The sequence below is a fragment of the Stenotrophomonas sp. SI-NJAU-1 genome (genome assembly GCF_020883215.1).
Taxonomy (GTDB): Bacteria; Pseudomonadota; Gammaproteobacteria; order Xanthomonadales; family Xanthomonadaceae; genus Stenotrophomonas; species Stenotrophomonas indicatrix.
Genome location: NZ_CP086598.1, coordinates 3,447,605 through 3,471,764, shown reverse-complemented (window position 1 = coordinate 3,471,764; position 24,160 = coordinate 3,447,605). Strand labels below are relative to the sequence as shown.

The window sequence follows — 24,160 nt, the reverse complement described above, 5'->3', positions numbered from 1 at the left end:
CGGCGCAGTGAAACCATTCACCGTGCGCCGGCGTACGTGCGTCGGATCCTCAACGATATCCCCCACAGGAGTTTTTACATGCTGCTCAGCAAACGCCCGATCCGCTCCCTCATGGCGGCCGCGATCGCGCTGGCCGCGCTGCCGGCCATGGCAGGCGAATCCCCGTTCAGCCGTACCGTGTTCTTCGGTGACAGCCTCACCGACAGCGGCTACTACCGCCCCCTGCTGCCGGCGGAAGTGCGTCCGGTCACCGGCCAGTTCACCACCAACCCCGGCCTGGAATGGGCGCAGTTCGTCGCCGACTACTACGGTACCGATGCCACGCCGAACGGCAACGGCCAGACCGGCGACAACTACGCCGTCGGCGGCGCCCGTGTGGGTACCGACCTGACCCAGCCGGCCTTCGGCAACGTGCCGGTGCCGTCGCTGAAGACGCAGATGGCCAAGTACCTCGCCGCCAACGGTGGCAAGGCCGACCCGGATGCGCTGTACACCGTGTGGGGCGGCGCCAACGACCTGTTCTCCATTACCGCCCCGGCCCAGGCGCCAGCCGTCATCGGCGCGGCGGTGACCGACCAGATCGGCATCGTCGCCAGCCTCAAGCAGGCCGGCGCGCAGTATGTGCTGGTGCCGAACCTGCCCGACGTCGGCATCACCCCCGGGTTCATCGACCGCGGCGCAGCGGGCCAGGCGCAGGGTACCGCCCTGTCCACCGCGTACAACAAGGCGCTGTACGGTGGCCTGAAGCAGGCCGGCATCGACTTCATCCCGCTCGACACCTATACCCTCCTGCACGAAATCATCGCCAACCCGGGCATGTATGGTTTCAGCAACGTCACCGGCCGCGCCTGCCTGACCGCGTCGTCGCTGACCTGCAGCCCGCTGGCCTACGCGCGCCCGGATGCCGCCAGCAGCTACCTGTTCGCCGATGATGTGCACCCGACCTCGGGCGCGCACCAGATGCTGGGCCAGTACGCCATCTCGATCCTGGAAGGCCCGCGCCTGCAGCAGGTGCTGAGCCATTCGGCACAGACCATCGGACGTTCGCGCGCCGACCAGGTCAGCCTGCACCAGGCCGGCCGCCCGGCCGACGGGATGTCGTGGTGGGGCGGTGTGCGCGGTGACATGCAGCGCTACGACCACGCCGATCTGTACGACGGCCTGGCCCCGGCCGGCCTGTTCGGTGTCGACTGGGCACGTGACGGCATGGTCTTCGGTGGCTTCGCCGGCTTTGGCCGCCTGAATGCCGACTTCGGCAACAGCCGCGGCGACTTCACCCAGAAGGACACCACCGCCGGTCTGTTCGCCGGCTGGTACGGCGACCGCATCTGGGTCAATGGCCAGGTCAGCTACACCTGGCTGTCCTATGACGTGAACCGCAAGGTCCAGCTCGGCCCGGCAACCCGTGAGCACAGCGGCTCGCCGGACGGCAGCAACCTGACCGCCGCCCTGAACGCCGGTTACGAATTCGGCACCGAAGGCGGCTTCCGCCACGGCCCGATCGCCTCGGTGATCTGGCAGCAGGTCAAGATCGACGGTTACACCGAAAGCGCCGATGCCGGCACGCTGGCCACCGCGCTGGGCTACGGCAAGCAGGATGTCGATTCCACCGTCGGCCGAATCGGTTGGCAGGCCCGCTTCGACGGCGGCACCGTCAAGCCGTACGTGCAGGTGACCTACGACCACGAGTTCGAAGACACCAAGCAGGCCAGCGCCTGGGTGCAGAGCCTGCCGGACGTCGGCATGTACCGCGTGCCGGGCATGGACTTCGACAAGAACTATGCAACCGCCATCCTGGGTGCGCGCATGGAACTGTTCGGCCTGCAGAGCAACATCGGCCTGAGCGCCACCACCCTGCAGAAGCGTGCGCAGGACGCGACGCTGTTTGCCAGCTTCAGCGGCAGCTTCTGATGCACCCGACGGCAGGCCTGCGGGCCTGCCGTCACCACCACGGGCAGGCTGCAAGGGCCTGCCCGTTGCGTTTGAACATGTGCCCCGCATAGACTTGTCGGGCAACGCGGGCGTAGCTCAATGGTAGAGCTGTAGCTTCCCAAGCTACTGACGAGGGTTCGATTCCCTTCGCCCGCTCCATGTTTCCGGTCTCGGTACGCCGACGGTTGTTCCTTGTTCAACGCATCAGATTGCGTGCATCAGCGCCGGGCGTAGTCGACCAGATCGGATGGGTAGTGCGGGCAGGTGCGCAGCACCGCGTCGTCGCCACCATAAACGACCACCATCGCGGCCACCTCCAATGCCCAGTAGCCCCAGGCGTTTGGACCCACGAGTCGGCGGGTCCGCTTCTGCGCCTTCGGTGCCAGCTGGAAAAAGTCGCGGTACTGCGTCTGCAGATAGCCGGCCAGCAGGGAAGGATCGAATGCTTCGCCCTCGCGCAAGGGCGTGAACAGGCTCGCAAATGGCCGAGGGTGAAAGATCTCGTCGCTGGCCTCGGCCAGGCCCAGAGCGGGGGCGCTGACGTAGTCGAGTACGCGGTCGGTATCGAAGCAGAGCACTTTTTGCACCAGCGCGGGCAGCAGGTCCTCAGTGCCCAGCACCGGGCCCAGGGCAAGCAGCTGCAGCGCGTATTCGTAGTGCTGCGCCGTTCGCGGCTGTAGTGAAGCACCCACGGCAATGGCATGCCCTTGCTGTTGCAGATTGTGTTGGGCCGCTGCCAGCAACTGCGCATGATCCAGCCACAGCGCCGCCGCCTCGATATGGATCTGGCGCAGTACCGACCCATCAAATCCGCGATCGATACCCTTCAACAGCAGATTGCTGGCGGCCTGTGCGGCCGCCTCCCACCCCAATGCGTGCTCCAGCGCCAGATGGCCGTCGGCCTGCAGCACGTCGAGCCGATCATCGCGACGCGCGTGACGGGACAGCAGGGCGAGGTTCCCTTCCCAGTCTGCCTGCCAGTCGGCTAGCCGCAGCGGGCGCCGGGGCTTGGCATTGGTTCTGGACAGCGCCTTCCACTGGGGCAGGCAATCGATCAGCTGGCTTTTCAACGACACGCTACGCCGCAGGGAGAGAGAGAGCGGGGTGCAATTCTAGCCGCAGCGCTGCCATCCATCATTCGTCCGGAAGCAGGCGTACTGCGCAAGCGGCAACCGTGAAGCCTTCAGCGGCCCGGCCCTGCAGGTGGCCTGCATTGGCCTGCGGGGCGAAGCGGCGCACGTGGTCGGGGTCGTGGCACAGCATCATCCAGGCGCAACGCTGCCACGCTATGCTGCGCGCCTGCCGACCGATCCCACTGCGATGAAGCTCGCCATCCTGTCCCGCAACACCCGGCTGTACTCCACCCGTCGGCTGGTCGAGGCCGCGCGCGCGCGCGGCCATACCGTGCGCATCCTGGATCCGCTGCGCTGCTACATGCGCATCGCCGCGGACGGCTTTTCCATGCACTACAAGGGCCGGCCGATGACCGGCGTGGATGCGGTCATCCCGCGCATCGGCGCTTCGGTCACCCGCTATGGCACCGCCGTGCTGCGCCAGTTCGAACTGATGGGCGCACGCACGCCCAATCCGTCCGACGCGATCCTGCGCTCGCGCGACAAGCTGCGGGCGCACCAGCTGCTGGCGGCCAAGGGCATCGACATGCCGGTCACCGTCTTTGGTGACAACCCGGATGACACCGTCGACCTGTTGTCCATGCTCGGCCCGCCGCCGCATGTGGTGAAGCTCAATGAAGGCACCCAGGGCCGTGGCGTGATCCTCACCGAAAAGGCCAGCGCCTCGCGCGGCATCGTTGAAGCCCTGCGTGGCCTGTATGCCAACTTCCTGATGCAGGAGTTCATCGGCGAGGCCAAGGGCGCCGACCTGCGTTGCTTCGTGGTCGGCGACCAGGTGGTGGCGTCGATGCAGCGCCAGGCGCCGGAGGGGGATTTCCGTTCGAACCTGCATGCCGGTGGAACAGCGGTGGCGTCCAAGGCCAGCCGGGCCGAGCAGCAGTTGGCGGTGCGTTCGGCCAAGGCGCTGGGGCTTGGCGTCTGCGGGGTGGACCTGATCCGCTCCGAGCGCGGCCCGCTGGTGCTGGAGGTGAACTCAACCCCGGGTCTGGAAGGGATCGAGGCCGCCTGCGGGGTGGATGTGGCCGCACGCATCATCGAACACGTCGAGAAGATAAAAAAATCCTGATATTTCAGTGACTTGAAATTCAATTCAGGCGGTGTTTGCGGGTTTAACACCGCTTTAATCGCCCCGGGCGTAGCCTTCAACGAACCGCAGCTCTGCCTCTCAGCAGGATCGGTATCGGGATACAACTTCAGGCCCAGGCGGGTGCACCGCCTGGGTCTTTTTTATGTCCAATGCCCCCTGCCACGGGTCCCTTGTGGGCGCGCGGGGACACTCGTAGAGTTGGGTCTTCGTTCCGAAGGATCGGGAGGTTGGCGATGTACCGCACCACGATGATCGTGCTGTTGCTGTGCCTGCCTGGCGTTGCACTGGCCAAGCAGGAAAAGGCCGCTGTGCAGATGGACCGCCAGACCCCGGTGGCCGAGCAGGTCCGCCAGGTCGAAAGAGCCCTGCAGCAGGGCGACTACAGCGAAATTTCCGCCGAGGACCGCAGTCAGGTCCAGCAGGCATTGGCGCGGATCACCCAGCGGATGGGCGACCGGCAGACCGTCCAGGAGCTGCCACCGCAGGTGCAGAACGAGGTATTCAACGATCAGGAGCGGATCAACAGCATCCTGACGCGCGCCCATGACGACAGCCGCCAGATCTGCTCCTACCAGCGCACCACGGGCAGCAACATGCCCAAGAGCCGCTGCCTGACCGTCGCCGAACGGCGCCGCATCGAAGAGAAGGGCAAGGCCCTGCTCAACGACCAGCGCACCTACAGCAACTTGAACCCGGACTCCAAGCTTTAGGGCCACCTGCACCCTGCCGGCCAGCACTTGCTGGCAGAGCGGGCATCCGCATACAGTCGGCGTTCACCTCAGACAGGGATTCGTTTGTCATGAAGCATCCAGTGATATCAGTGGTTCTGGTTTCGGCGTTGGCCCTGGTCGCTGCCTCGGCAGGGGCCAAGAGTGCCGAAGAGGTATTCCTGCCGGGCAAGCCGCTGCTGCAGCAGGTAGAGCGCATCGAGATCGAGCTCAACGATGGCGAAACCTATTCCGAGCTGCGTCAGGAAGAGCGCGGCAAGGTCCGCGAGACCCTGGTTCGGATCCGCGCCGCCGCCGAGCAGTACCCGACCAAGGACGCGATGCCTGAATCGGTACGAACCGAGGTCTTCAACGATCAGCAGGTCGTGAACACCGTTTTGACACGGGCGCGTGAAGATAGTCGTCTAATATGCCGACGTGAGAAGGCCATTGGTTCCAACATGTCGTCCACGCAGTGCTTGACCGTCGCCGAGCGTGCTCGGCAGAAGGACAAGGCGCAGCGCGACATGGGCCAGGCCCAGCGCGTCGGTAAATTCGTCAATTAGAGGTGACAGTGAGAATCCTGGTAATCGAAGACAACAGCGACATTGCGGCCAATCTGGGCGACTACCTGGAGGACCGGGGCCACACCGTGGACTTCGCTGCCGACGGAGTGACCGGGTTGCATCTGGCTGTCGTGCACGAGTTCGACGCGATTGTCCTGGACCTCAACCTGCCCGGCATGGACGGCATCGAAGTCTGCCGCAAGCTTCGCAATGAAGCGCGCAAGCAGACTCCGGTGCTGATGCTGACCGCGCGCGATTCGCTGGACAACAAGCTGGCCGGCTTCGATTCCGGTGCTGACGACTACCTGATCAAGCCGTTCGCACTGCAGGAAGTGGAAGTGCGTCTGAACGCCCTGTCGCGTCGCGGCAAGGGCGTGCAGACCCGCGTGCTGGAAACCGGTGATCTGGAATACAACCTGGACACGCTGGAAGTGCGCCGCCAGGGCAAGCTGCTGCAGCTCAACCCGACCGCACTGAAGATCCTGCAGGCGCTGATGGAAGCGGCCCCGGCCGTGGTCACCCGGCAGGAGTTGGAAACCCGCGTATGGGGCGAAGAGCTGCCGGACTCCGATTCGCTGCGCGTGCACATCCACGGCCTGCGCGCCGTGGTGGACAAGCCCTTTGAAGTGCCGATGATCCAGACCCGCCATGGCATCGGATACCGCATCGCCACGCCGGAAGCCTGATTCGGTGGCAAGCAAGGGGGAGCGCCGGCGCACGCCTTATCGGCGGCGCCTGCGCAGCCGCATCATCGTCTCGTTCGTGTTGTTGGGCTTCTGCCTGACGACACTGTTCGCGTTCGCCACCAACTGGGCCCGCATGCGGGTGGAAAACCAGCTGGTGGAAGACGTGATCAACCACAACATCGAAGAGTACGCCCGCCGCTTCTACGAGCACCCGGGGCGAAACCCGGCGGTACCAGTACAGCAGATCCGGGCATATGCATATTCGGCCGACAAGTTCGACAAGGCCCGCGAATCGTGGCCGCAATGGGCCGACCTGCAGACGGGCAACTACAACCTGAGCGGTACCGATGAGCAGGGGCAGTCATACGCCTACAAGCTTGCGGTGCGCAAATCCGACGATGCTTGGTTCTTTCTTGCCTACGACATGACCGACAGCGTTCGCGGTGGGCAGCAGCTCAACCGCGCGCTGTTCCTGTCGGTGCTGGTGTTCAGCGTTCTGTCGCTGGTTCTGGGCTGGTGGTCGGCCTCCAAGGTGATGAAGCCGGTCTCGGATCTGGCCGCGCGCCTGCGTGCGTACCGTGGCGGTACCAGTGAGCCCGAGCCGTTGGCACCGCGCTTCCCGGATGACGAAGTGGGCCAGCTGGCACAGGCGCTGGATGACTATTCCTCGCGGCTGACCGAAGTGGTGCAGCGCGACCGTGAGTTCAATGCCGATGTGAGCCACGAGCTGCGAACGCCGTTGGCGGTGATCCGTGGCGCCACCGAACTGCTGCTGACCCGCCCGGGCCTGGACGAGAAGGTATTGCAGCGCCTGCAGCGCATCCAGCGTGCCGAACAACAGTGCAGCGATCTGATCGGCGCGCTGCTGCTGCTGTCGCGCAATGAACGCGGGCAGGGCAGCAGCAATGTGGCCCGGGTGGCCGAACAGCTGCTGGACGCGCACCGCGCCCAGTTGGGTGGCAAGCCGCTGGAGCTGCACCTGGATGGCGAACGCGATCTGGTCATCGATGCCCCCGAAGCGGCGCTGTCGGTGGCGCTGGGCAATCTGATCGGCAATGCGGTGAAGTATTCGCAGGATGGCGAGGTGCGCGTGCATGTGGGCGCCAACGCCGTATCGGTGACCGACAGCGGGCCGGGCCTGAGCGAGGAAGATGCCGCCAAGCTGTTCCAGCGCGGCTACCGCGGTACCCATGCCGGTCACTCGCAGGGTGGCGGTATCGGCCTGTCGATCGTCAGTCGCCTGTGCGATCTGTACGGCTGGCAGGTAAGCGTGCGCCCGGGCGGCGCCCGTGGCGTGATCGCCACGTTGACGTTCTCGCCGAAGCCGCTGTAACCCATTCTGGCTGCTGCTTTGGTGGGTGCCGACCTTGGTCGGCACAAATCCTCCCGATGCCAAAAATCTCCCGCTCGGCGCGAAATGTCGCATGCAACGCCAATGCAGCTTCCGCGAAGGTGCGGCGTTTCTGGTCCAGCACGACACCTGCGTGACGCACTCCGCGCCCTGCGCGTGTCACACCGCACGGTTCCGCAGACGGTTGGCCCGCATGGCGTTTTCGCCTCATGACCGCAATGCATGCAGCTGGCGAGATGGCACGGTCGGGGTCATCGCCCCGGCCGGGATTGGCGTCCTGAAATCGACCCAACAATCAACAAACCTCTGATGCGCCGAAGGCCGTCATGGAAAATGCATCGCGATGCCCTTGCTTCGGCGGGCGGTGCGTGGGGACTTTGAAGAGTCCGCCGGAGTGTTTTGTTGATTGTTGTGATCCGGTACGCCAACCCGCACCGTCCGCCACCCCGCATCCGCGGGTGGCCTTGCCGTCTGCGAGGAGCATTGCCATGTCTGCACGCACCACCTATCCGAACCTGCGCCGCCTGGTCGGCGAATCCGCCGATCAGTTGCCGGCCAACATTGCCGAACGCATCGAAGACGTACTGTCCGAACCCAGTGACCTGCTGCCCGCGCTGATGGCACGCATGGATGGCCGCGACAATGCCGATGGCCAGACCCGGCAGGGCACCGGTCTCACGCCCTCGCAGGTGGTAACCCTGGCCAGCCTCAGCCGTACCCTGGCCGGTCTCAATGCGCTGATCCAGATGCTGCACGCCGCCGAAGCGGCACGGGTGCAGGGCAGTGCAGGCCAGCAGTTGCCGCCGGACGTGGTGGAAGGTCTGTTGCTCGCCACCCGTGAGCTCGCCCGCTACGCCCGCCAGCAGCTGGAGTAGATCCACGCCATGCGTGGGTGCGCGTTCGCGCGGTACCGATGGACCTGCAGGATTACCCTGCCGCCAACACCAGGTACCGCGCGTGCAACCGCTCGACCTGCGCCTGCAGCTCATCCGGGTGCCCATCATTGACCACCACGTCATCGGCCAGCGCCAGGCGCTGTGCGCGGGTGGCCTGGGCGGCGATCATCTGGTCGGCCAGCGCGGCGTCGATGCCGTCGCGCTGCATCAGCCGGGCGTGCTGCACGGCTTCCGGGGCATCCACCAGCAGCACCCGGTCCAGCCAGGGATAGGCCTGGCGGCCGCCCACTTCGGTCAACAACGGGATCGCCGCCAGCGCATAGGGGCTGGCGGCCTGCGCGCACTGCTGCTGCATCAGCCGGCGGATGGCCGGGTGGGTGATCGCTTCCAGCGCAGTCCGCTCGGCCGGGTCGGCAAAGATGTGGGCACGCAGGCGCGCCCGGTCCAGGGCGCCATCGGCGAGCAGCATGTCTGCACCGAAGCGCTCTGCAATCAAGGCGAGGGCAGGGCTGCCCACCGCCACCACGGCGCGCGCGGCCAGGTCGGCGTCGGCCACGACAATTCCCAGCGCCTCGAAGCGCCGGGTCACCTCACTCTTGCCCGAGGCGATGCCGCCGGTCAGGCCCACCACATACTGGCTCATGGGGACTCCCCTCAGCGCAGCCCGCTCATCACCAGATACTGGTTCAACAGCGGCTCGCCCCACATGAAGAACAGCCAGCCGGCCAGTGCCAGATAGGGGCCGAACGGGATCGGCGTCGCCCGGTCACGGCCACGGCTGTACAGCCAGATCGAACCGATGAGGGCGCCCAGCACCGACGACATCAGGATGATCGGCAGGATGCCCTTCATCCCGCACCAGGCCCCCAGCGCGGCCAGCAGCTTGAAGTCGCCGTGGCCCATGCCTTCCTTGCCGGTCAGCTGCTTGAACAACCACCACACCGACCACAGCGACAGGTAGCCCAGCAGAGCCCCCAGCAGGGCAGGCTTGGCCGGCATGTACAGGTTGTCGATGCTGCCGATCAACCCGAGCCACATCAGCGGCAGGGTCAATTGGTCCGGTAGTAGCTGGGTGCGCAGGTCGATGCCGGACAGGGCGATCAGGAAGCAGGTCAGCACGATGGCGCCAAAGCCCTGCCAGCCGAAGCCGAACTGCCACACGCAGGCCAGCACCATCACCGCGGTCAGCGCCTCCACCAGCGGGTACTGGATGGAGATGGGCGCCTTGCAGTGGCGGCACTTGCCGCCCTGGATGATCCAGCTGAACAGCGGGATGTTCTCGTACCAGGCCAGCTTGTGCTTGCAGTGCGGGCAGTGAGAAGGCTCCACCACGATGCCCGGCGGGGGCGGCTCGTAGAAGTCCGGCTCCTCCAGCACCTCGCGCGCATCGCGCTTCCACTGCCATTCCAGCCGCTTGGGCAGGCGCAGGATGACGACGTTCAGGAAGCTGCCCAGAAGCAGCCCCAGGCCGGCCGCGGCGGGATAGCCGAGGCCGGGATGCTGGTCGAGAAATGCCATTGTTACCTTTAGCCGACGACGGCGCCGAGTTTGAAGATGGGCAGGTACATCGCAATGACCAAGCCACCGACAAGGGTACCAATGAATACCATGATCATCGGTTCCAGCAGGCTGCTCAGGGCGTCCACTGCGTTGTTGACCTCTTGCTCATAATACTCGGCCACCTTGAACAGCATCGTGTCCAATGCGCCGGCCTCTTCGCCGATGCCGGTCATCTGGATGACCATGTGCGGGAACAGGTTGAGCTGTTTCATGGCCATATTGACCGGATAACCCACCGACACGTCGTCGCGCATGCGAAGTACGCCATCGCTGTAGACCTTGTTGCCGGTCGCACCGGCAACGATGCCCAGGCCTTCCACCAACGGCACGCCTGCCTTGAAGGTCACCGCCGTGGTACGGGCGAAGCGGGCAATGGCACTGTTGTGCATGATCTGGCCGATCACCGGTACCTTAAGTACCAGCCTGTCCACCGTATGCTGCATTTTCTCCGAGCGCCGGTAGGTCATGGCGATTGCGACAACCGAGCCGATCAGCATGATCGCCATCAACCACCACCACGACACCATGAACCGGGACAAATTCACTACCATCTGGGTGAACGCCGGCAGATCGGCGCCGAAGCTCTGGAAGACCTCTTCGAACTGCGGCACCACCCATACCAGTAGGATCGTGCTGACCAGAAACGCAACGGCCAAGACCATCGCTGGATAGAACAGGGCCTTCTTTATCTTGCCCTTCAGGGCCTCGATGTTCTCTTTATAGGTGGCGATGGTGTCCAGCACCGTCTCCAGCACACCCGCGCTTTCGCCAGCCCGGACCAGATTGCGGTAGAGCTCGTCGAACTGCACCGGGTGGCGGCTGATCGCTTCATACAGCGAAGAGCCGCCCTCGATGTCGGTGCGTACCGCATCGACCAGCTTCTTCATTCGTGGGTTTTTGTGACCGCTGCCGATGATTTCCAGCGCCGCCACAATGGGCACGCCGGACTTCATCATGGTGGCCATCTGCCGGCTAAAGAAGGCGATGTCCTTGGGCGATACCGGCTTCCCGGCGGCGCCGAAAAGCGGTTTCGGCTTCACCTTCACCTGGCTTGGGTTGATGCCCTGGCGGCGTAGTTCGGCCCGCAGCAGATTGGCATTCTTGGCCAACTGCTCGCCCTTCATCTTGATTCCCCGCTTGTCGGTCCCCTCCCAGACAAACGGCTGCAACTCCATGGTGCTACGCGCCACGGGCTCTTTCTTGATCGCACTGCGACTGACAGACATGTTGGCTCCCCGGCCCGCCATCCCCAGACGGGCATCTGCCGATGGTAGCGGGTTCACCGCCGACTTGGCAGATCCGGAAGGGGGCAGAATGCGAATTCGTGCCGGCTGCCGACCAAAGGTGACGCACTGCGTCACATTGCCGGGTTCGTCGCAATTCCTGTTGAGGGGGCTTCCCATTCACGAATTTGCTGCCATCATTGGCCCCGGGGAAATCCAGGGGGAGGCGTGCCGGGGTTGGCACGCAACCTGCGTTGATCCACCCGCAGGGTGCAGGACACGCTCAGCCGGCCATTGGCCGGACCGATCCAGCGCACTGACTCAACCACCACTATCTTGGGGATGTATGACTATGAAGAACCAGAAGGGCTTCACCCTTATCGAACTGATGATCGTCGTTGCGATCATCGCCATCCTGGCCGCCATTGCGCTGCCGGCATACTCCAACTACACCAAGAAGGCCAAGGTCTCGGAAGTGATCCTGGCGGCTTCTTCGCTGCGTACCGACGTGTCGGAATACGTGGCGAGCAACAATGCGCTGCCGCCGACCACCTGGAAGCCGGACTTCCAGGCGACCAAGTACGTCAGCAAGCTGGAATGGGACGGCAAGTCCATCGTTGCCACCGCGCAGGCAATCGGCGACGCGAACATTGACGCCAAGACCATTACCCTGACGCCCGATGCCACCAAGGTGGCCGATGGCGTGATTCCGGAGTGGGTCTGCGAAGGTTCGATCGACACCAAGTTCCGCCCGGGTTCCTGCCAGGGCAAGAAGGCAGCGGCTCTGTAAGCGCCGCGTCTGAGTGCGATTGAAGCGGGCCCCGTGCGAACGGGGCCTTTTTCGTTTGTTGATTGGGTGAAAATTTGATCTGGAGGTACTCCATGTGTGCATTAGCCGTGCTGGTGCCCAAAGTGGAGATCGACCTGGTAGGCCAACTAGGCGCTGCCTATTCCGAGGTCAGTGTGGAGGCAGGTGCGTTCCTGCTGCTCGCGCTGGTATTGCAGCGGAAAAATGTCGCAGGCATTCTGCGGAACCTCTGGCCGCAGGGCGCGTGGGTGAACCTGCTTTGCCTGATGATGGAGGTGCTGCTGCTGATGCCCCTGATGGGCATGTTGCTGATCTGGATGTATCGATCCACCCGGGGGTGGCAGATGGACCGGGCGTCAGGCCTCTGGGACAGTCTGCCGTCCTGGGGCGTCCTGCTCATGGTCTTGTTTGTTGCCGACGGCATCAGCTATTTCAGACATCGCCTCGAGCACTCCCGCTGGTTCTGGCCGATCCATGCCATGCACCACAGTGATCGTCAGCTGACATGGTTCTCGTCGTATCGCCAGCATCCCCTGAATCGCTTGAATGCTGCAATACTTGATGTTGGCGTGTTGCTGCTGATAGGCGTGCCACTCTGGGCGATCTATGCCAATGCGCTGGTCAGGCACTACTACGGCCTCATGACCCACGCCAACCTGCCATGGACTTTCGGCTGCCTGGGGCGGGTGCTCGTCTCCCCGGCGATGCATCGCTGGCATCATGTGCGGCAAGGCGAGGGCGTCGGCAAGAATTTCGCGACCGTGTTCTCGGTGTTCGACCAGGCGTTCGGAACGTATTATGTGCCATCGGCATGCCGCGAGCCCACAGGGCTGGACGAAGCGGGACATAGCGCCTTTCTGTGCCAGATCTGCAAGCCCTTTGTGACGGCGGCAAGAGCAATGCGGGGCCCCTTCCTCTAGCGCAACGAAGCAGGGCGCGTTGAGTAGGTGCTTCGCGCCTGCATTTTCCGGACTCGATGAGGTGGAATGAACGCGCCAGCGGTGGGGGGCTTGCGCGGTGTGCATCGATGTTGTTTTTTTGCTGATCGAAGATGCGACTGAGGAGCCGCAATGAGCCTTCCATCACGCAACCATGGCCCGTGGCTGCTGCTGATCCTCATCCTTTCCAGTTTTGCCGGGCTGATCTACCAATCCATCTGGACGTAATACCTGGGGCTGTTTCTCGGGCATTCTTCTCGCGCCCAATCGCTGGTGCTGATCCTGTTCATGGGCAGAATGGCGCTCAATGGCCGCAGCTGTACGAGATCACCCCCGAGCGCGTCAGCTCGGTGCTAGCCGGCATGCTGGAGCAGTTCTCGGACATGCGCGCCTACCTGGCCAACCCCGGTGATCTGATCCTGGTCGCCATGCCCAAGGGCAAGCTGCCGCCGATGAATGACTGCGTCTTCCAGCAGCCGGCGCCTCGTGAGGAGCTGGCGCGGATCGGCGTGCATTCCGTGGCAGATCTGAACGACAGTCTATCGATGGACGATGCCGCACTGAGGGCATTCGTTCCGCTGTATCCATCCCGAGCAATTCCGATTACTTCCCGACGCTGAAATTGAAGGCGCCGGTGGCGCGTTTCCAATGTGCGTTCACGCCTGACTTCCAAGACGTGATGGCTGGGCCTTAGCCAGTCCTCGCGCAACCGGAGCCCGTGCGCCATACCACCGCCGCAGCTGCAGTCAGGCAACCTGCTTCAGGACGTGAAGACAGGCGCCTGCGAGCGCAGGCGCTGGCAGACGTGCTCCAGGATGGGGCAGTGGTAGCGCCGGTTGACGTCTCTGCCGCTGACTGGATGCGAGCCCAGGCGCTGCGTGGCTTGGTCGCCGGCTGTGAACCGGACAAGGCTACCTTGGAAGCTACCCGGTTGCTGTTCGCACTGGCGAGTGACACCAACCCATTCCTTCCGGCGGAACAGCGCGCGGTCTTGTGGGTAGAACGAGAATGGATGGATTGCACCCCGCAGGATGCGGACGTGTCCTCCAGCTTGGCCTTGGTCGCAGCGACTGCTGCGGAGGACCACCACGCGGTAATTACAGAAGGCCGACGATTTTTGCAGGGAGAGTAGGGGCAGGCGCTGCTTGCTGATGCCGCAGCAGGCTATTATCTGTTCGGTGCAATGCAGCATGCCGCACGTGCGCGTGGTGACACAACCGCCTCGCGCCAGCTTACGGATCAGTACTGGGAGGCGCTTGCGCCGGACACCCGACGGAGCGGACCATTGCGCCTGTTGAGCTATCTGGACTCCACTGAGCCAGTGGCTACAGCAAAGGCCGATTCACTGCCGTCAGGTCACGAGTAAAACGAGGAATACCATGAGTACCGTTTCCACCCCAAACCTCGTCGGCATTACTGGCCTGGCCCGCCGCCTGGTCCAGGACGGCGCGCTGGACGAAGTCGCTGCCCGCGACGCCATGGCCAAGGCCACTGCCGCGCGTCAGCCGCTGCCCACCTGGTTTGCCCAGAACAAGGTCGTCGGTGCGGCCCAGTTGGCCGCCGCCAACGCGGTCGAATTCGGCATGCCGCTGTTCGACGTGTCTACCTTCGACAGCAGCCAGAACGCGATGAGCCTCGTCAGCGAGGAGCTGCTGCGCAAGCACAACGTGTTGCCGCTGTTCAAACGCGGCGGCAAGCTGTTCGTCGGCACCAGCAACCCCACCCATTCTCTGGACGAGATCAAGTTCCACACCAATCTGGTGGTGGAGCCGATCCTGGTCGATGAAGACCAGATCCGTCGCACCCTCGAGCAGTGGCAGTCCAGCCACGACACCATCGGTGATGCCTTGGGCGGCGATGACGAGGGCATGGCGAACCTCGACATCGGCGGTGGCGACGATGAGATGGGCAGCACCGACAGTGGCATCGACGCCAAGGGCGACGACACCCCGGTGGTCAAGTTCATCAACAAGGTGCTGATCGATGCGATCCGCAAGGGCGCCTCGGACATCCACTTCGAGCCCTACGAAGACGACTACCGCGTGCGTCTGCGCATCGACGGCCTGCTGAAGATGGTCGCGCGCGCGCCGAACAAGCTCAACCAGCGCATCGCCGCGCGCCTGAAGGTGATGGCGCAGCTGGATATCGCCGAAAAGCGCGTGCCGCAGGATGGGCGCATCAAGCTCAATCTTTCCAAGACCCGGCAGATTGACTTCCGCGTCAGCACGCTGCCTACGCTGTTCGGTGAGAAGGTGGTGCTGCGTATCCTCGATGGCAGCGCGGCCAAGCTGGGCATCGACAAGCTGGGTTACGAGCCGGACCAGCAGAAGCTGTTCCTGGATGCGATCCACAAGCCGTACGGCATGGTGCTGGTGACCGGCCCGACCGGTTCGGGCAAGACGGTGTCGCTGTATACCGCGCTGGGCATCCTCAACGACGAGACCCGCAACATTTCCACCGCCGAAGATCCGGTGGAAATCCGCCTGCCGGGCGTCAACCAGGTGCAGCAGAACAACAAGCGCGGCATGACCTTTGCTGCAGCGCTGCGCTCGTTCCTGCGACAGGATCCGGACATCATCATGGTCGGCGAAATCCGCGATCTGGAAACGGCGGAAATCGCGATCAAGGCGGCGCAGACCGGTCACATGGTGCTGTCCACGCTGCATACCAACGATGCGCCGCAGACCATCGCGCGCCTGATGAACATGGGTATCGCGCCGTACAACATCACCAGCTCGGTGACGCTGGTGATCGCCCAGCGCCTGGCGCGCCGTTTGTGTTCGAACTGCAAGCGCCCGGCCAATCTGCCGGAGCATGCGCTGCTGGCCGAGGGCTTCACCCAGGCGCAGCTGGATGCGGGCATCGAGCTGTATGAGGCAGTGGGCTGCGACGAATGCACCGAGGGCTACAAGGGCCGTACCGGCCTCTACCAGGTGATGCCGATGACCGACGAGATCGCGACCATCGTGCTGGCGGGCGGCAACGCGCTGCAGATTGCCGAGGCCGCGCAGGCGATCGGTGTGAATGACCTGCGGCAGTCGGCGTTGAAGAAGGCGGCTGCGGGTGTGACCAGCCTGGCCGAGATCAACCGCGTCACCAAGGATTGATGCCGTAGGTTCACGCCATACGTGGATGGGGTAACCAGTAGATCCACGCCATGCGTGGATACGCGGTGCACGAGATTGCCGGCCAGCGGCCGGCACTACCATTTCGGCGCAGAACGGCCGGTTGATCCACGCCATGCGTGGATGGCGCGGCGGCGCAACGCCAACCAAGGTTGGCATCTACCAGGGCCGTTCGGCCCTTATTCCATCCCCAGCTTCTTCAGCTTGTAGCGCAGCGCACGGAAGGTGATGCCCAGCTGCGCGGCAGTGCGGGTCTTGTTCCAGCGGTTTTCTTCCAGCGCGCGCTGGATGGCACTGCGCTCGAGCTGCTCGATATACGAGGGCAGGGCGGCACTGCCCGGATGCAGATCCACCACCGCTTCAGCGTGGGCGGCGCTGCCCGGTGAGCGCGGCGCATGCTGCGGCAGGCGCAGGTCGTCGGCACCGATACGGTCTTCCTCGGCCAGCGCCAGCGCACGTTCCAGGATGTTCTCCAGCTCGCGCACGTTGCCGGGGAAGCCGTACTGGGCCAACGCGTCCAGCGCCGACGGCGCTAGCAGCGGGGTGGCGCGGCCGTGGCTGCGGGCCAGCCGCGCCAGGATCGACGCGGCCAGTGCGGGCAGGTCCTGGCGACGCTCGCGCAGCGGTGGTACGCGCAGTTCGATGACGTTGATGCGGTAGTAGAGGTCGTGGCGGAAACGCCCGTCTTCGACCAGCTCGGCCAGATCCTTGTGGGTGGCCGAGAGGATGCGCACGTCCACCGGTTCTTCGCTGGGGGCGCCGACGGCGCGCACCGATTTTTCCTGGATCGCACGCAGCAGCTTCACCTGCATCTGCAGCGGCAGCTCGGCCACTTCATCCAGGAACAGGGTGCCGCCGTGGGCGGCCTGGAACAGTCCCGGCTTGTCGGCATGAGCGCCGGTGAAGCTGCCCTTGCGGTGGCCGAAGAACTCGCTCTCCATCAACTCGGTGGGAATGGCGCCACAGTTGACCGGCACGAACGGCCCAGCGGCGCGTGCACCCTGGGCGTGGATGGTGCGTGCAACCAGTTCCTTGCCCACCCCGGATTCGCCCAGGATGTAGACCGGCGCCTGGCTGCGCGCAACCTTGCCGATGGTGGCGCGCAGCACGTCCATCGCCGGCGATTCGCCCAGCAGGCGTGCGGCCTGTTCGGCGGCGGGGCCGGCAACGGGGCGTTCGCTGTTGTTGAGTTCCAGCGCATGCTTGACCAGGCCGCGCAGCACGGTGATGTCCACCGGCTTGCTGACGAAATCGAAAGCACCGGCTTTCAGTGCTTCCACGGCCAGGTCCATGCTGCCGAAGGCGGTGATCATCGCCACCGGCGTGCGCGGGTAGTGCTGGGCGATCTCGCTGACCAGTTCGATGCCGTTGCCGTCGGGCAGGCGCATGTCGGTGATGCACAGGTCATAGGGATTGCTGGCCAGCAGTTCGCGGGCTTCGGCGAGGTTGGCGGCGGTGCTGATGCGCAGGCCCATGCGGCCGAGGGTCAACACCAGCAGTTCGCGGATATCGCGTTCGTCGTCGACGACGAGGGCGCTGCGGGTTTCGTTCATGGGTGGGAAAGATAGCCGAGGGTGTGGAAGGCGACAAATGTTTGACGCACGGAATCAGCGCGGAAGCAGGGTGTGCGGCCCGGGCAGTACCAGGCGGAAGCAGGAGCCGCCGGCGGGGACGGGGATGTAATCCAGCCGCGCCTGGTTGGCCCGGCACAGCTCGCGGGCGATATACAGGCCCAGGCCGGTGCCGTGCTCGGAGGTGGTGAAGAAGGGGCGGAACAGCTGCGCGGCGACGGTCTCCGGGATGCCCGGGCCACGGTCCATCACGTCGATCACCGCACTGCGCTCGTGCTGCGCCACGCGCAGCCGCACGCGCGCGGGCTGCTCGCCGATGCGGCCGTACTTGAGGGCGTTGTGCACAAGCACGGTCAGCACCTGGTACAGGTGGCGCGGGTCGACCTGGGCCGGCACCGAGGTGTCGTTGATGATCGGTTCGATGCTGTCGGTTTCCAGCGTCTGGCCCTGCTTGTACTCCAGCACGAAGCGGCGCACGAAGGCGGCCAGGTCCACATTTTCCGGGTTGGCGCGTTCGCGCCGGGCCAGGCCCAGCACGCTTTCAACGATGCCGTTGGTGCGCTGGCACTGCTGGTGGATGATCTGCAGCAGGCGGCGGTCGCTTTCGTTGAAGCCGGTGCCTTCCTCCAGCAGCTGCACGGCGTAGTTGATGGCCGCCAGCGGGTTGCGGATCTCGTGCGCGAGGCTGGCCGAGAAGCGCCCCATCGCCGACAGGGTGAGCGATTCGGCGCGGCGCGAGACCACGCTGGAGTCGTCAAGGAACACCAGCACCAGGTCGCTGCCGGCCAGCAGGCGGGCGAAGCGTGGCTGCACTTCCGGCTGGTCGGGGTTGAGCTGCAGCGGCATTTCATCCTGTGCCCAGCCGTTGCGCCAGCGTTGCAGGCGCCGGGCAAGTTCGGGGGCGACACTGGCCAGGTCGAGGCGGCCCGAATCACTGTTGCCGTCGCGGTCGCCCAGCAGGACCGAGGCAGCTTCGTTGGCCAGGGTGATGCGGTTGTCGGCGTCCACCACCACCACGCCGGTACGCATGCGGCGGATGATCAGTTCGTTGATCTGGAACAGGTTGGCCACTTCGTCGCCACGCTGGTTGGCCAGCTGCTGGTTGCGGCGTGCACGATTGCCGACCTGGTAGCTGATGAAGGCCAGGGCCAGGTAGCTGGTGGTGAACATCGCCAGTTCGGCCAGGGTGCGGGTGGGGTCGCCGCCTTCCAGTACCTTCCACAGGTATTCGGCGGCGGTGGCGACGCTGGCGGCCAGCGCCAGCACCAGGCCCCAGCTGAGCGGCAGCAGGGTGGCGGCGGCGGCGATGTTGAACAGCAGCGACATCGAGATGCCGGCGCTGGCGCCCGGCAGGGCGTGCGCCAGCAGGCTGGCGGCGACGATGTCCAGCAGCACGCCGCCAACCACGATCGGCCGCAGCCAGCGTTCGTTGCGGCCGATTGCCAGCCACAACAAGGACAGCAGCAGATAGGCGGCGCCGACCGTATAGGCCAGGCGTGGGTGGTGGGCTTCGCCGACCATGGCCGACAACGGGCTGTACAGCAGGGCGGCGATGACCGAGGCGATCAGCACCCGGTACAGGGCGAAGAAATACAGCTCGCGCCGCGGTATCGATTCGATGCGGTCGATCAATGAAGCACTGGGTGACACGCCGGAACTCCCCTTCTGGCTGCCTGGAACTGGGTCATGACGGCGCTGGGCCGAACCTGCCCGACGTCCCCCGATCGTCGGACCTGCTCGCTGCCCGGTTGCCGGCACCGTGGGTCGAATCTACGGGGCCAGTATAGGGCGCCTGTGCCGGGCTGGGCTGCGCAATCGGCCCGGGCGGGGGGGGCGGTGCCTGATCCAGGCCGTGCCGCAACTGCCTGAATGACCATGGAAATCTGGCCGGTTCGGGCCTTTTGTCCATACGTCTTTGCGCCCCGGCGCCGGCTCGGCCACAATAGTGGGCCCGCCGCGGTCCATGCCGGCGCCCCGCCGGGGCCCTGAGGAATTGCGTGCGGTCGTTCCTATTCCCACGGTGACGCATGAATTTCCACGAATACCAGTCAAAACAACTGCTTGCCGAGTACGGCATCCCGGTCCCGGCCGGCAAGGTCGCTGCGACCCCGGACGAAGCTGTTGCCGCTGCCAACTCCCTGGGCCAGGGCCCCTGGATGGTCAAGGCGCAGATCCACGCTGGCGGCCGCGGCAAGGCTGGCGGCGTCAAGTTCTGCAAGACCACCGACGACGTGAAGGCCGCTGCGGCCAAGATGCTCGGCACCAAGATGGCCACCTACCAGACCGCTGGCGTTGAACTGCCGGTCAACCTGGTGCTGGTGACCACCGCTGGCGAGATCGTCAAGGAACTGTACCTGTCGGTGCTGGTTGACCGTGGCACCAAGACCATCACCTACATCGCTTCTTCGGAAGGCGGCGTGGAGATCGAGCAGGTCGCCGCTGAAACCCCGGAGCTGATCCACTCGCTGAACGTCGACTTCGTCGAAGGCGTGCAGGGTTACCACGGTCGTGATTTCGGCTTCAAGCTGGGCCTGACCGCCAAGCAGGCCGGCCAGTTCGCCAACATCATGGTGAACCTGTACCGCCTGTTCAACGAAAAGGACCTGGCGCTGGTTGAGATCAACCCGCTGGCCATCCTGGACGACGGCAACCTGTACGCGCTGGACGGCAAGTTCGACAGCGACGACAACGCCGCGTTCCGCCAGAAGGCCCTGGTCGCCATGCGCGACAAGACCCAGGAAGATCCGACCGAAGTGATCGCTTCGGAGCTGGACATCAACTACGTCACCATGGACGGCAACATCGGCTGCATGGTCAACGGCGCAGGCCTGGCCATGGCCACCATGGACGTCATCAAGCTCAACGGCGGCGAGCCGGCGAACTTCCTGGACGTGGGCGGCGGCGCCAACAAGCAGCGCGTCATCGAAGCGTTCAAGCTGATCCTGTCCTCGGACAAGGTCGAAGGCATCTTCGTCAACATCTTCGGCGGCATCGTCCGCTGCGACATGATTGCCGAAGGCATCATCGCCGCCGTGAAGGAAGTGGGCGTCAAGGTTCCGGTCGTGGTGCGCCTGGAAGGCACCAACGTGGAAGAAGGCAAGCAGCTGCTGCGTGACAGCGGCATGGCCATCATCCCGGCCGACAACATCAACGACGGTGCCAAGAAGGTCGTCGAAGCTGTCAAGAACGCCGCCTGATCCGACACCGAAGGAAATCCAATGTCAGTTTTGATCAACAAGAACACCAAGGTGATCGTGCAGGGCTTCACCGGCCAGCAGGGCACCTTCCACGCCACTCAGATGATCGAGTACGGCACCCAGGTTGTTGGCGGCGTGACCCCGGGCAAGGGTGGCACCACCCATATCGACCTGCCGGTCTTCAACACCGTTGCCGATGCCGTGCAGAGCACCGGCGCCAACGCTTCGGTCATCTACGTGCCGCCGCCGTACGCGGCTGACGCGATCCTGGAAGCCGCTGCTGCCGGCATCAAGGTCATCGTCTGCATCACCGAAGGCATCCCGGTGCTGGACATGCTGCGCGTCAAGAACGTGCTGACCCGTTCGCATCCGGACACCGTGCTGATCGGGCCGAACTGCCCGGGCGTCATCACCCCGGGTGAGTGCAAGATCGGCATCATGCCGGGCCACATCCACAAGCCGGGCAAGATCGGCATCGTGTCGCGTTCGGGCACCCTGACCTATGAAGCGGTCAAGCAGACCACCGAAGTCGGCCTGGGCCAGTCCACCTGCATCGGCATCGGTGGTGACCCGATCAACGGCCTGAACTTCGTCGACTGCCTGAAGCTGTTCAACGAAGACCCGCAGACCGAAGGCATCATCATGGTCGGCGAAATCGGCGGCGACGCTGAAGAAGCCGGTGCCGAGTACATCAAGAACCACGTGAAGAAGCCGGTCGTCGGTTTCATCGCGGGTGCTTCGGCTCCGGCCGGCAAGCGCATGGGCCACGCCGGTGCGATCGCATCGGGCGGCAAGGGCACTGCCGAAGGCAAGTTTGCTGCCATGGAAGCTGCTGGCGTCGTCACCGTGCGTTCGCCGGGCGACCTGGGCGCTGCCATCGCCAAGCTGGTCAAATAAGGCCGCTTGTGTAGAGTCGAGCCATGCTCGACTTGCTTCAAACAGAAAGGCCGCCTCCGGGCGGCCTTTCCTGTTCTGCGGGTGGTCCACTACGGTGGACATTATCCGACCGTGGCCTGCATCTGCGGCCTGATCAGGTCGCGGTATCGAGCGCTGCGGAGCAGTAGTTCTTCGTGCGACCCGGTGGCGGCGACCGCACCTTCATCGATGAGTACGATTCGATCGGCGGCAAGAATGGTCTGCAACCGGTGTGCGACGATGAGCGTGGTCGGACCCGTGCCCGTTCCGAAAACATGGTCATGTACCGCCTGTTCGGCGTGCGAATCGAGCGCCGATGTCGGCTCGTCGAGCAGCAGGATATCGGCTCGCTTCAACAGTGCGCGCGCAATGGCTACCCGTTGCTGCTGGCCGCCTGACAATCGGGCCCCGCGTTCGCCCAAGGGCTCATCGTAACCTGCGGGCAACTCATTGATGAAAGCATCTGCGCCTGAAGACACTGCTGCGTTCCTGACATCCTCGTCGGTAGCGTCGAGCTTGCCGTATCGGATGTTCTCAAGCACGGATCGGCCGAAAATTGCCGGCGCCTGCGAGATCGTGCCGATAGCGTTGCGGATGCTTGCAGGCTGGAACGTGGAGATATCGTGGCCGTCGATGAAGATGGCGCCGGCGCGCACGGGATGCAGGCGCAGAAGCAGCGACAGCAGCGTACTCTTGCCCGCGCCGGATGCGCCCACGATGGCGACCTTTTCCCCCTTCGCAATGTCCAGGTTCAAGCGTCGCAGAACGGGCCTGTCGGGCGCAGCGGCATACCAGAAATCGACATTCTCGAATCGGATGCATCCCTGCAGAGCCTGCACCAGCCTGGTTTCCTGCGCCTCATGGTGTGGCAGGTCACCAAATGCGGTGATGCGATCAGTCGCTCCGGCGGAGCGCTGCAGCGCCCCCCATGTGTCCAGGAGCGCGGCGGCGGCCATGCCGCACATCACGGCGTACATGGCGAACTGTCCCAGCTGGCCCGCCGAGAGCGTCCGGTCCATGACCTTGTGGGTGCCTGTCCATAACACAGCGGTGATGCCCAGCAGCATCACGATCAATGACAATGCCGTCAGTACAGACTGCCAGGTCGTGCGCCGACGAGCGCCGCTGACGCTGGCATCGAGCGTCGCCGCATGCCGCTCTGTCTCGAAGGGTTCGCGGGCGAAATCTTTCACCGCCCTGATATGGCCCAGCGCTTCCGCCGCAACGACGCGCGATTGTGCAAGCAGATCATTGTAGTCGCGCGCGCTGGCCCGCAGGTGCTTGGAGCCCGCGGCGATGGGAGCCGATGCAAACGGGATGGCGGCGATCGTCAGCAGCGCCAGGCCAGGGTCGGTAATGAACAACATGGTGACCGCACCGGCCAGCATGATTCCGCTGCGTATCGCCACAGAGAAGCTGACCCCGATGGCTATCCGCAGGTGCTCGATATCGGAGGTCAATCGTGAAAGCAGTTCCGTTGAAGGCTGCTGCTGATGGAATTCCAGCGGCTGGACGAGCAATCGTGAGAACAGCTGCCCCCGCAGGTCATTGGTTACTTCATCAGCGAGGCGATTGATGAAGTAGACCCGCATTGCCGTGGCCACGCCGATCGCCACTGAGATCAAGGCAAGTGTCAGGAAGATGTTGTCGATCTTCTCCAGGCTGTTCAGGTCCAGGCCGCGGTTGCCCCGTGCGGCGATGGGAACGGCGAGGGCGAACGTGGTTGCAACCACGATGCTGGTCAATGCACCCGCCAGAAGTGGCAGGTGGTTGCGCGAAAGACTCGCCAGCAGCCGGAGGGTGCGTGCCACCGGCATGGCCTTCTCGAGGGCTTTATTCACACCCTTCGCTCCTGTCAGTTCCAGTTGCTGGACGAAGCACCATGGCGATGGCTAGTTCATGCACTTGCGCTGCTCCATCGTCCTGATGATGGCCTCGGCACTGCCGGGGTTTGATGCAAGCGCCTGCCGCAGTTCTGCGCACGCCATCCTCCGCCCCATGCGTGCATACCTTCCCATCCATGAGTTGTCTTCGACGCTCACCTGCAATGTGGGCTCGCGCGCCGGAAAGGCGGCCTGGGTCGGTCTTGTCAGGGAGGGGCGCTTGAACGAGATATCATCTGGACGAATGGCAAGGTCGAGCGGTGCGGGGGCAACAGCCATCGCAGGTCCATGTACTTCATCGACCACGTCCAGCGTGGGCCTGCGGGGCGCCGCAGGTGCAACAGGCAGCGCCGGGCCAGCAGTCCTGCCGGGCCCTCCCAATGCCCGGGGCATGGCAGCGGGAACAGGCGCCCGCGCGAGAGGGCGCTCGATGAACACGAGCGATGCCCTCGTTTCATCATCCCCGACGTTCCCAGGTGTCTTGCCGGCGACCTGGCACAGCAGGATCAGCAAGGCCAGTTGCGCTGCCGATGCCAGGAAAAGCGCCGCTAGTCGTTCCACTCGAGGCGACATCGGTCGGTC

The 24,160-nt window shown here is 64.4% G+C and carries 21 protein-coding genes and 1 tRNA gene; 14 read left to right on the top strand and 8 right to left on the bottom strand.

From position 1 onward, the window contains the following. The first annotated feature begins 78 nt into the window (after positions 1-78). Complete coding sequence (locus LMF57_RS15840) at positions 79-1,911, top strand: autotransporter domain-containing protein (RefSeq protein WP_229290193.1); 1,833 nt, start codon at positions 79-81, stop codon at positions 1,909-1,911. Positions 1,912-2,017: 106 nt separating this feature from the next. After that, positions 2,018-2,091: transfer RNA gene (locus LMF57_RS15835), tRNA-Gly, on the top strand. Positions 2,092-2,150: 59 nt separating this feature from the next. Here LMF57_RS15835 and LMF57_RS15830 read toward each other — a convergent pair. Further along, entirely contained in the window at positions 2,151-3,002 is an 852-nt protein-coding gene (locus LMF57_RS15830) for a PoNe immunity protein domain-containing protein (protein WP_229290192.1), read from the bottom strand. 250 nt (positions 3,003-3,252) lie between these two features. Between LMF57_RS15830 and rimK the strand changes: the two genes are divergently transcribed. The 6 genes from rimK to LMF57_RS15800 all read left to right on the top strand — a co-directional run bounded on the left by rimK (position 3,253) and on the right by LMF57_RS15800 (position 8,337). Then, positions 3,253-4,131, top strand: coding sequence for a 30S ribosomal protein S6--L-glutamate ligase (rimK, locus tag LMF57_RS15825; protein WP_208082239.1), 879 nt, complete (start codon positions 3,253-3,255; stop codon positions 4,129-4,131). Between the two features lie 254 nt (positions 4,132-4,385). Then, positions 4,386-4,862 (top strand): hypothetical protein, encoded by a 477-nt coding sequence (locus LMF57_RS15820; RefSeq protein ID WP_117311253.1) that lies wholly within the window; start codon positions 4,386-4,388, stop codon positions 4,860-4,862. An 89-nt stretch (positions 4,863-4,951) separates the two neighbouring features. Next, entirely contained in the window at positions 4,952-5,425 is a 474-nt protein-coding gene (locus LMF57_RS15815; protein ID WP_117311252.1) for a hypothetical protein, read from the top strand. 8 nt (positions 5,426-5,433) lie between these two features. Continuing rightward, the gene (locus LMF57_RS15810; protein ID WP_025874286.1) at positions 5,434-6,111 is read left to right on the top strand and encodes a response regulator transcription factor; all 678 of its coding nucleotides are present in this window, start codon (positions 5,434-5,436) and stop codon (positions 6,109-6,111) included. Beyond that, complete coding sequence (locus LMF57_RS15805) at positions 6,074-7,444, top strand: HAMP domain-containing sensor histidine kinase (protein WP_229290191.1); 1,371 nt, start codon at positions 6,074-6,076, stop codon at positions 7,442-7,444. The genes LMF57_RS15810 and LMF57_RS15805 overlap by 38 nt, the downstream gene beginning before the upstream one ends. A gap of 506 nt (positions 7,445-7,950) precedes the next feature. Continuing rightward, on the top strand, positions 7,951-8,337 hold the full coding sequence (locus tag LMF57_RS15800; protein WP_229290190.1) for a hypothetical protein: 387 nt from the start codon (positions 7,951-7,953) through the stop codon (positions 8,335-8,337). A gap of 52 nt (positions 8,338-8,389) precedes the next feature. On the opposite strand, the gene coaE is transcribed toward LMF57_RS15800, so the two are convergent. The 3 genes from coaE to LMF57_RS15785 are packed head-to-tail and all read right to left on the bottom strand — an operon-like array spanning position 8,390 to position 11,144. Beyond that, positions 8,390-9,001 (bottom strand): dephospho-CoA kinase, encoded by a 612-nt coding sequence (gene coaE, locus LMF57_RS15795; RefSeq protein WP_117311250.1) that lies wholly within the window; start codon positions 8,999-9,001, stop codon positions 8,390-8,392. Between the two features lie 11 nt (positions 9,002-9,012). After that, the gene (locus LMF57_RS15790) at positions 9,013-9,876 is read right to left on the bottom strand and encodes an A24 family peptidase (RefSeq protein ID WP_049463888.1); all 864 of its coding nucleotides are present in this window, start codon (positions 9,874-9,876) and stop codon (positions 9,013-9,015) included. An 8-nt stretch (positions 9,877-9,884) separates the two neighbouring features. After that, positions 9,885-11,144 carry a type II secretion system F family protein gene (locus LMF57_RS15785; protein WP_229291400.1) on the bottom strand — a complete coding sequence of 420 codons (1,260 nt, stop codon included), beginning with the start codon at positions 11,142-11,144 and terminating at the stop codon, positions 9,885-9,887. A gap of 349 nt (positions 11,145-11,493) precedes the next feature. On the opposite strand from LMF57_RS15785, the gene LMF57_RS15780 reads away from it, so the two are divergent. The 4 genes from LMF57_RS15780 (at position 11,494) to pilB (ending at position 15,994) form a co-directional block, all read left to right on the top strand. Then, positions 11,494-11,931 carry a pilin gene (locus tag LMF57_RS15780; RefSeq protein ID WP_132824358.1) on the top strand — a complete coding sequence of 146 codons (438 nt, stop codon included), beginning with the start codon at positions 11,494-11,496 and terminating at the stop codon, positions 11,929-11,931. Positions 11,932-12,023: 92 nt separating this feature from the next. Beyond that, positions 12,024-12,869: a sterol desaturase family protein gene (locus tag LMF57_RS15775; protein WP_229290189.1), complete on the top strand. Its 846-nt coding sequence runs from the start codon at positions 12,024-12,026 to the stop codon at positions 12,867-12,869. Positions 12,870-13,249: 380 nt separating this feature from the next. After that, positions 13,250-13,507, top strand: a complete 258-nt coding sequence (locus LMF57_RS15770; protein ID WP_229290188.1) for a hypothetical protein — start codon at positions 13,250-13,252, stop codon at positions 13,505-13,507. A gap of 759 nt (positions 13,508-14,266) precedes the next feature. Next, complete coding sequence (pilB, locus tag LMF57_RS15765; protein WP_229290187.1) at positions 14,267-15,994, top strand: type IV-A pilus assembly ATPase PilB; 1,728 nt, start codon at positions 14,267-14,269, stop codon at positions 15,992-15,994. A 197-nt stretch (positions 15,995-16,191) separates the two neighbouring features. On the opposite strand, the gene LMF57_RS15760 is transcribed toward pilB, so the two are convergent. Both LMF57_RS15760 and LMF57_RS15755 read right to left on the bottom strand, forming a co-directional pair. After that, entirely contained in the window at positions 16,192-17,565 is a 1,374-nt protein-coding gene (locus tag LMF57_RS15760; RefSeq protein WP_025874296.1) for a sigma-54 dependent transcriptional regulator, read from the bottom strand. Between the two features lie 54 nt (positions 17,566-17,619). Further along, entirely contained in the window at positions 17,620-19,233 is a 1,614-nt protein-coding gene (locus LMF57_RS15755; protein ID WP_117311237.1) for an ATP-binding protein, read from the bottom strand. Between the two features lie 377 nt (positions 19,234-19,610). Here LMF57_RS15755 and sucC point away from each other — a divergent pair, with 377 nt between their 5' ends. Both sucC and sucD read left to right on the top strand, forming a co-directional pair. Further along, complete coding sequence (gene sucC, locus LMF57_RS15750) at positions 19,611-20,780, top strand: ADP-forming succinate--CoA ligase subunit beta (RefSeq protein WP_025874298.1); 1,170 nt, start codon at positions 19,611-19,613, stop codon at positions 20,778-20,780. Between the two features lie 21 nt (positions 20,781-20,801). Continuing rightward, entirely contained in the window at positions 20,802-21,677 is an 876-nt protein-coding gene (gene sucD, locus LMF57_RS15745) for a succinate--CoA ligase subunit alpha (protein ID WP_017356169.1), read from the top strand. 101 nt (positions 21,678-21,778) lie between these two features. Here the strand turns inward: sucD and LMF57_RS15740 are convergent, their stop codons facing one another. Continuing rightward, a complete protein-coding gene (locus LMF57_RS15740) occupies positions 21,779-23,536 on the bottom strand; it encodes an ABC transporter transmembrane domain-containing protein (RefSeq protein ID WP_229290186.1) in 1,758 nt (585 codons plus the stop codon). A 51-nt stretch (positions 23,537-23,587) separates the two neighbouring features. Further along, positions 23,588-23,857: a hypothetical protein gene (locus LMF57_RS15735; protein WP_049447475.1), complete on the bottom strand. Its 270-nt coding sequence runs from the start codon at positions 23,855-23,857 to the stop codon at positions 23,588-23,590. Positions 23,858-24,160: the final 303 nt, after the last annotated feature.

Bases quoted from the DNA above. Each gene is read 5' to 3' on its own strand.
- LMF57_RS15790 (WP_049463888.1), bottom strand. From the start codon at position 9,876: ATGGCATTTCTCGACCAGCATCCCGGCCTCGGCTATCCCGCCGCGGCC.
- LMF57_RS15735 (WP_049447475.1), bottom strand. From the start codon at position 23,857: ATGGCTGTTGCCCCCGCACCGCTCGACCTTGCCATTCGTCCAGATGAT.
- sucD (WP_017356169.1), top strand. From the start codon at position 20,802: ATGTCAGTTTTGATCAACAAGAACACCAAGGTGATCGTGCAGGGCTTC.
- LMF57_RS15785 (WP_229291400.1), bottom strand. From the start codon at position 11,144: ATGTCTGTCAGTCGCAGTGCGATCAAGAAAGAGCCCGTGGCGCGTAGC.
- pilB (WP_229290187.1), top strand. From the start codon at position 14,267: ATGAGTACCGTTTCCACCCCAAACCTCGTCGGCATTACTGGCCTGGCC.
- coaE (WP_117311250.1), bottom strand. From the start codon at position 9,001: ATGAGCCAGTATGTGGTGGGCCTGACCGGCGGCATCGCCTCGGGCAAG.
- sucC (WP_025874298.1), top strand. From the start codon at position 19,611: ATGAATTTCCACGAATACCAGTCAAAACAACTGCTTGCCGAGTACGGC.
- rimK (WP_208082239.1), top strand. From the start codon at position 3,253: ATGAAGCTCGCCATCCTGTCCCGCAACACCCGGCTGTACTCCACCCGT.
- LMF57_RS15805 (WP_229290191.1), top strand. From the start codon at position 6,074: ATGGCATCGGATACCGCATCGCCACGCCGGAAGCCTGATTCGGTGGCA.
- LMF57_RS15775 (WP_229290189.1), top strand. From the start codon at position 12,024: ATGTGTGCATTAGCCGTGCTGGTGCCCAAAGTGGAGATCGACCTGGTA.
- LMF57_RS15780 (WP_132824358.1), top strand. From the start codon at position 11,494: ATGAAGAACCAGAAGGGCTTCACCCTTATCGAACTGATGATCGTCGTT.
- LMF57_RS15820 (WP_117311253.1), top strand. From the start codon at position 4,386: ATGTACCGCACCACGATGATCGTGCTGTTGCTGTGCCTGCCTGGCGTT.
- LMF57_RS15815 (WP_117311252.1), top strand. From the start codon at position 4,952: ATGAAGCATCCAGTGATATCAGTGGTTCTGGTTTCGGCGTTGGCCCTG.
- LMF57_RS15840 (WP_229290193.1), top strand. From the start codon at position 79: ATGCTGCTCAGCAAACGCCCGATCCGCTCCCTCATGGCGGCCGCGATC.
- LMF57_RS15800 (WP_229290190.1), top strand. From the start codon at position 7,951: ATGTCTGCACGCACCACCTATCCGAACCTGCGCCGCCTGGTCGGCGAA.
- LMF57_RS15760 (WP_025874296.1), bottom strand. From the start codon at position 17,565: ATGAACGAAACCCGCAGCGCCCTCGTCGTCGACGACGAACGCGATATC.
- LMF57_RS15770 (WP_229290188.1), top strand. From the start codon at position 13,250: ATGCTGGAGCAGTTCTCGGACATGCGCGCCTACCTGGCCAACCCCGGT.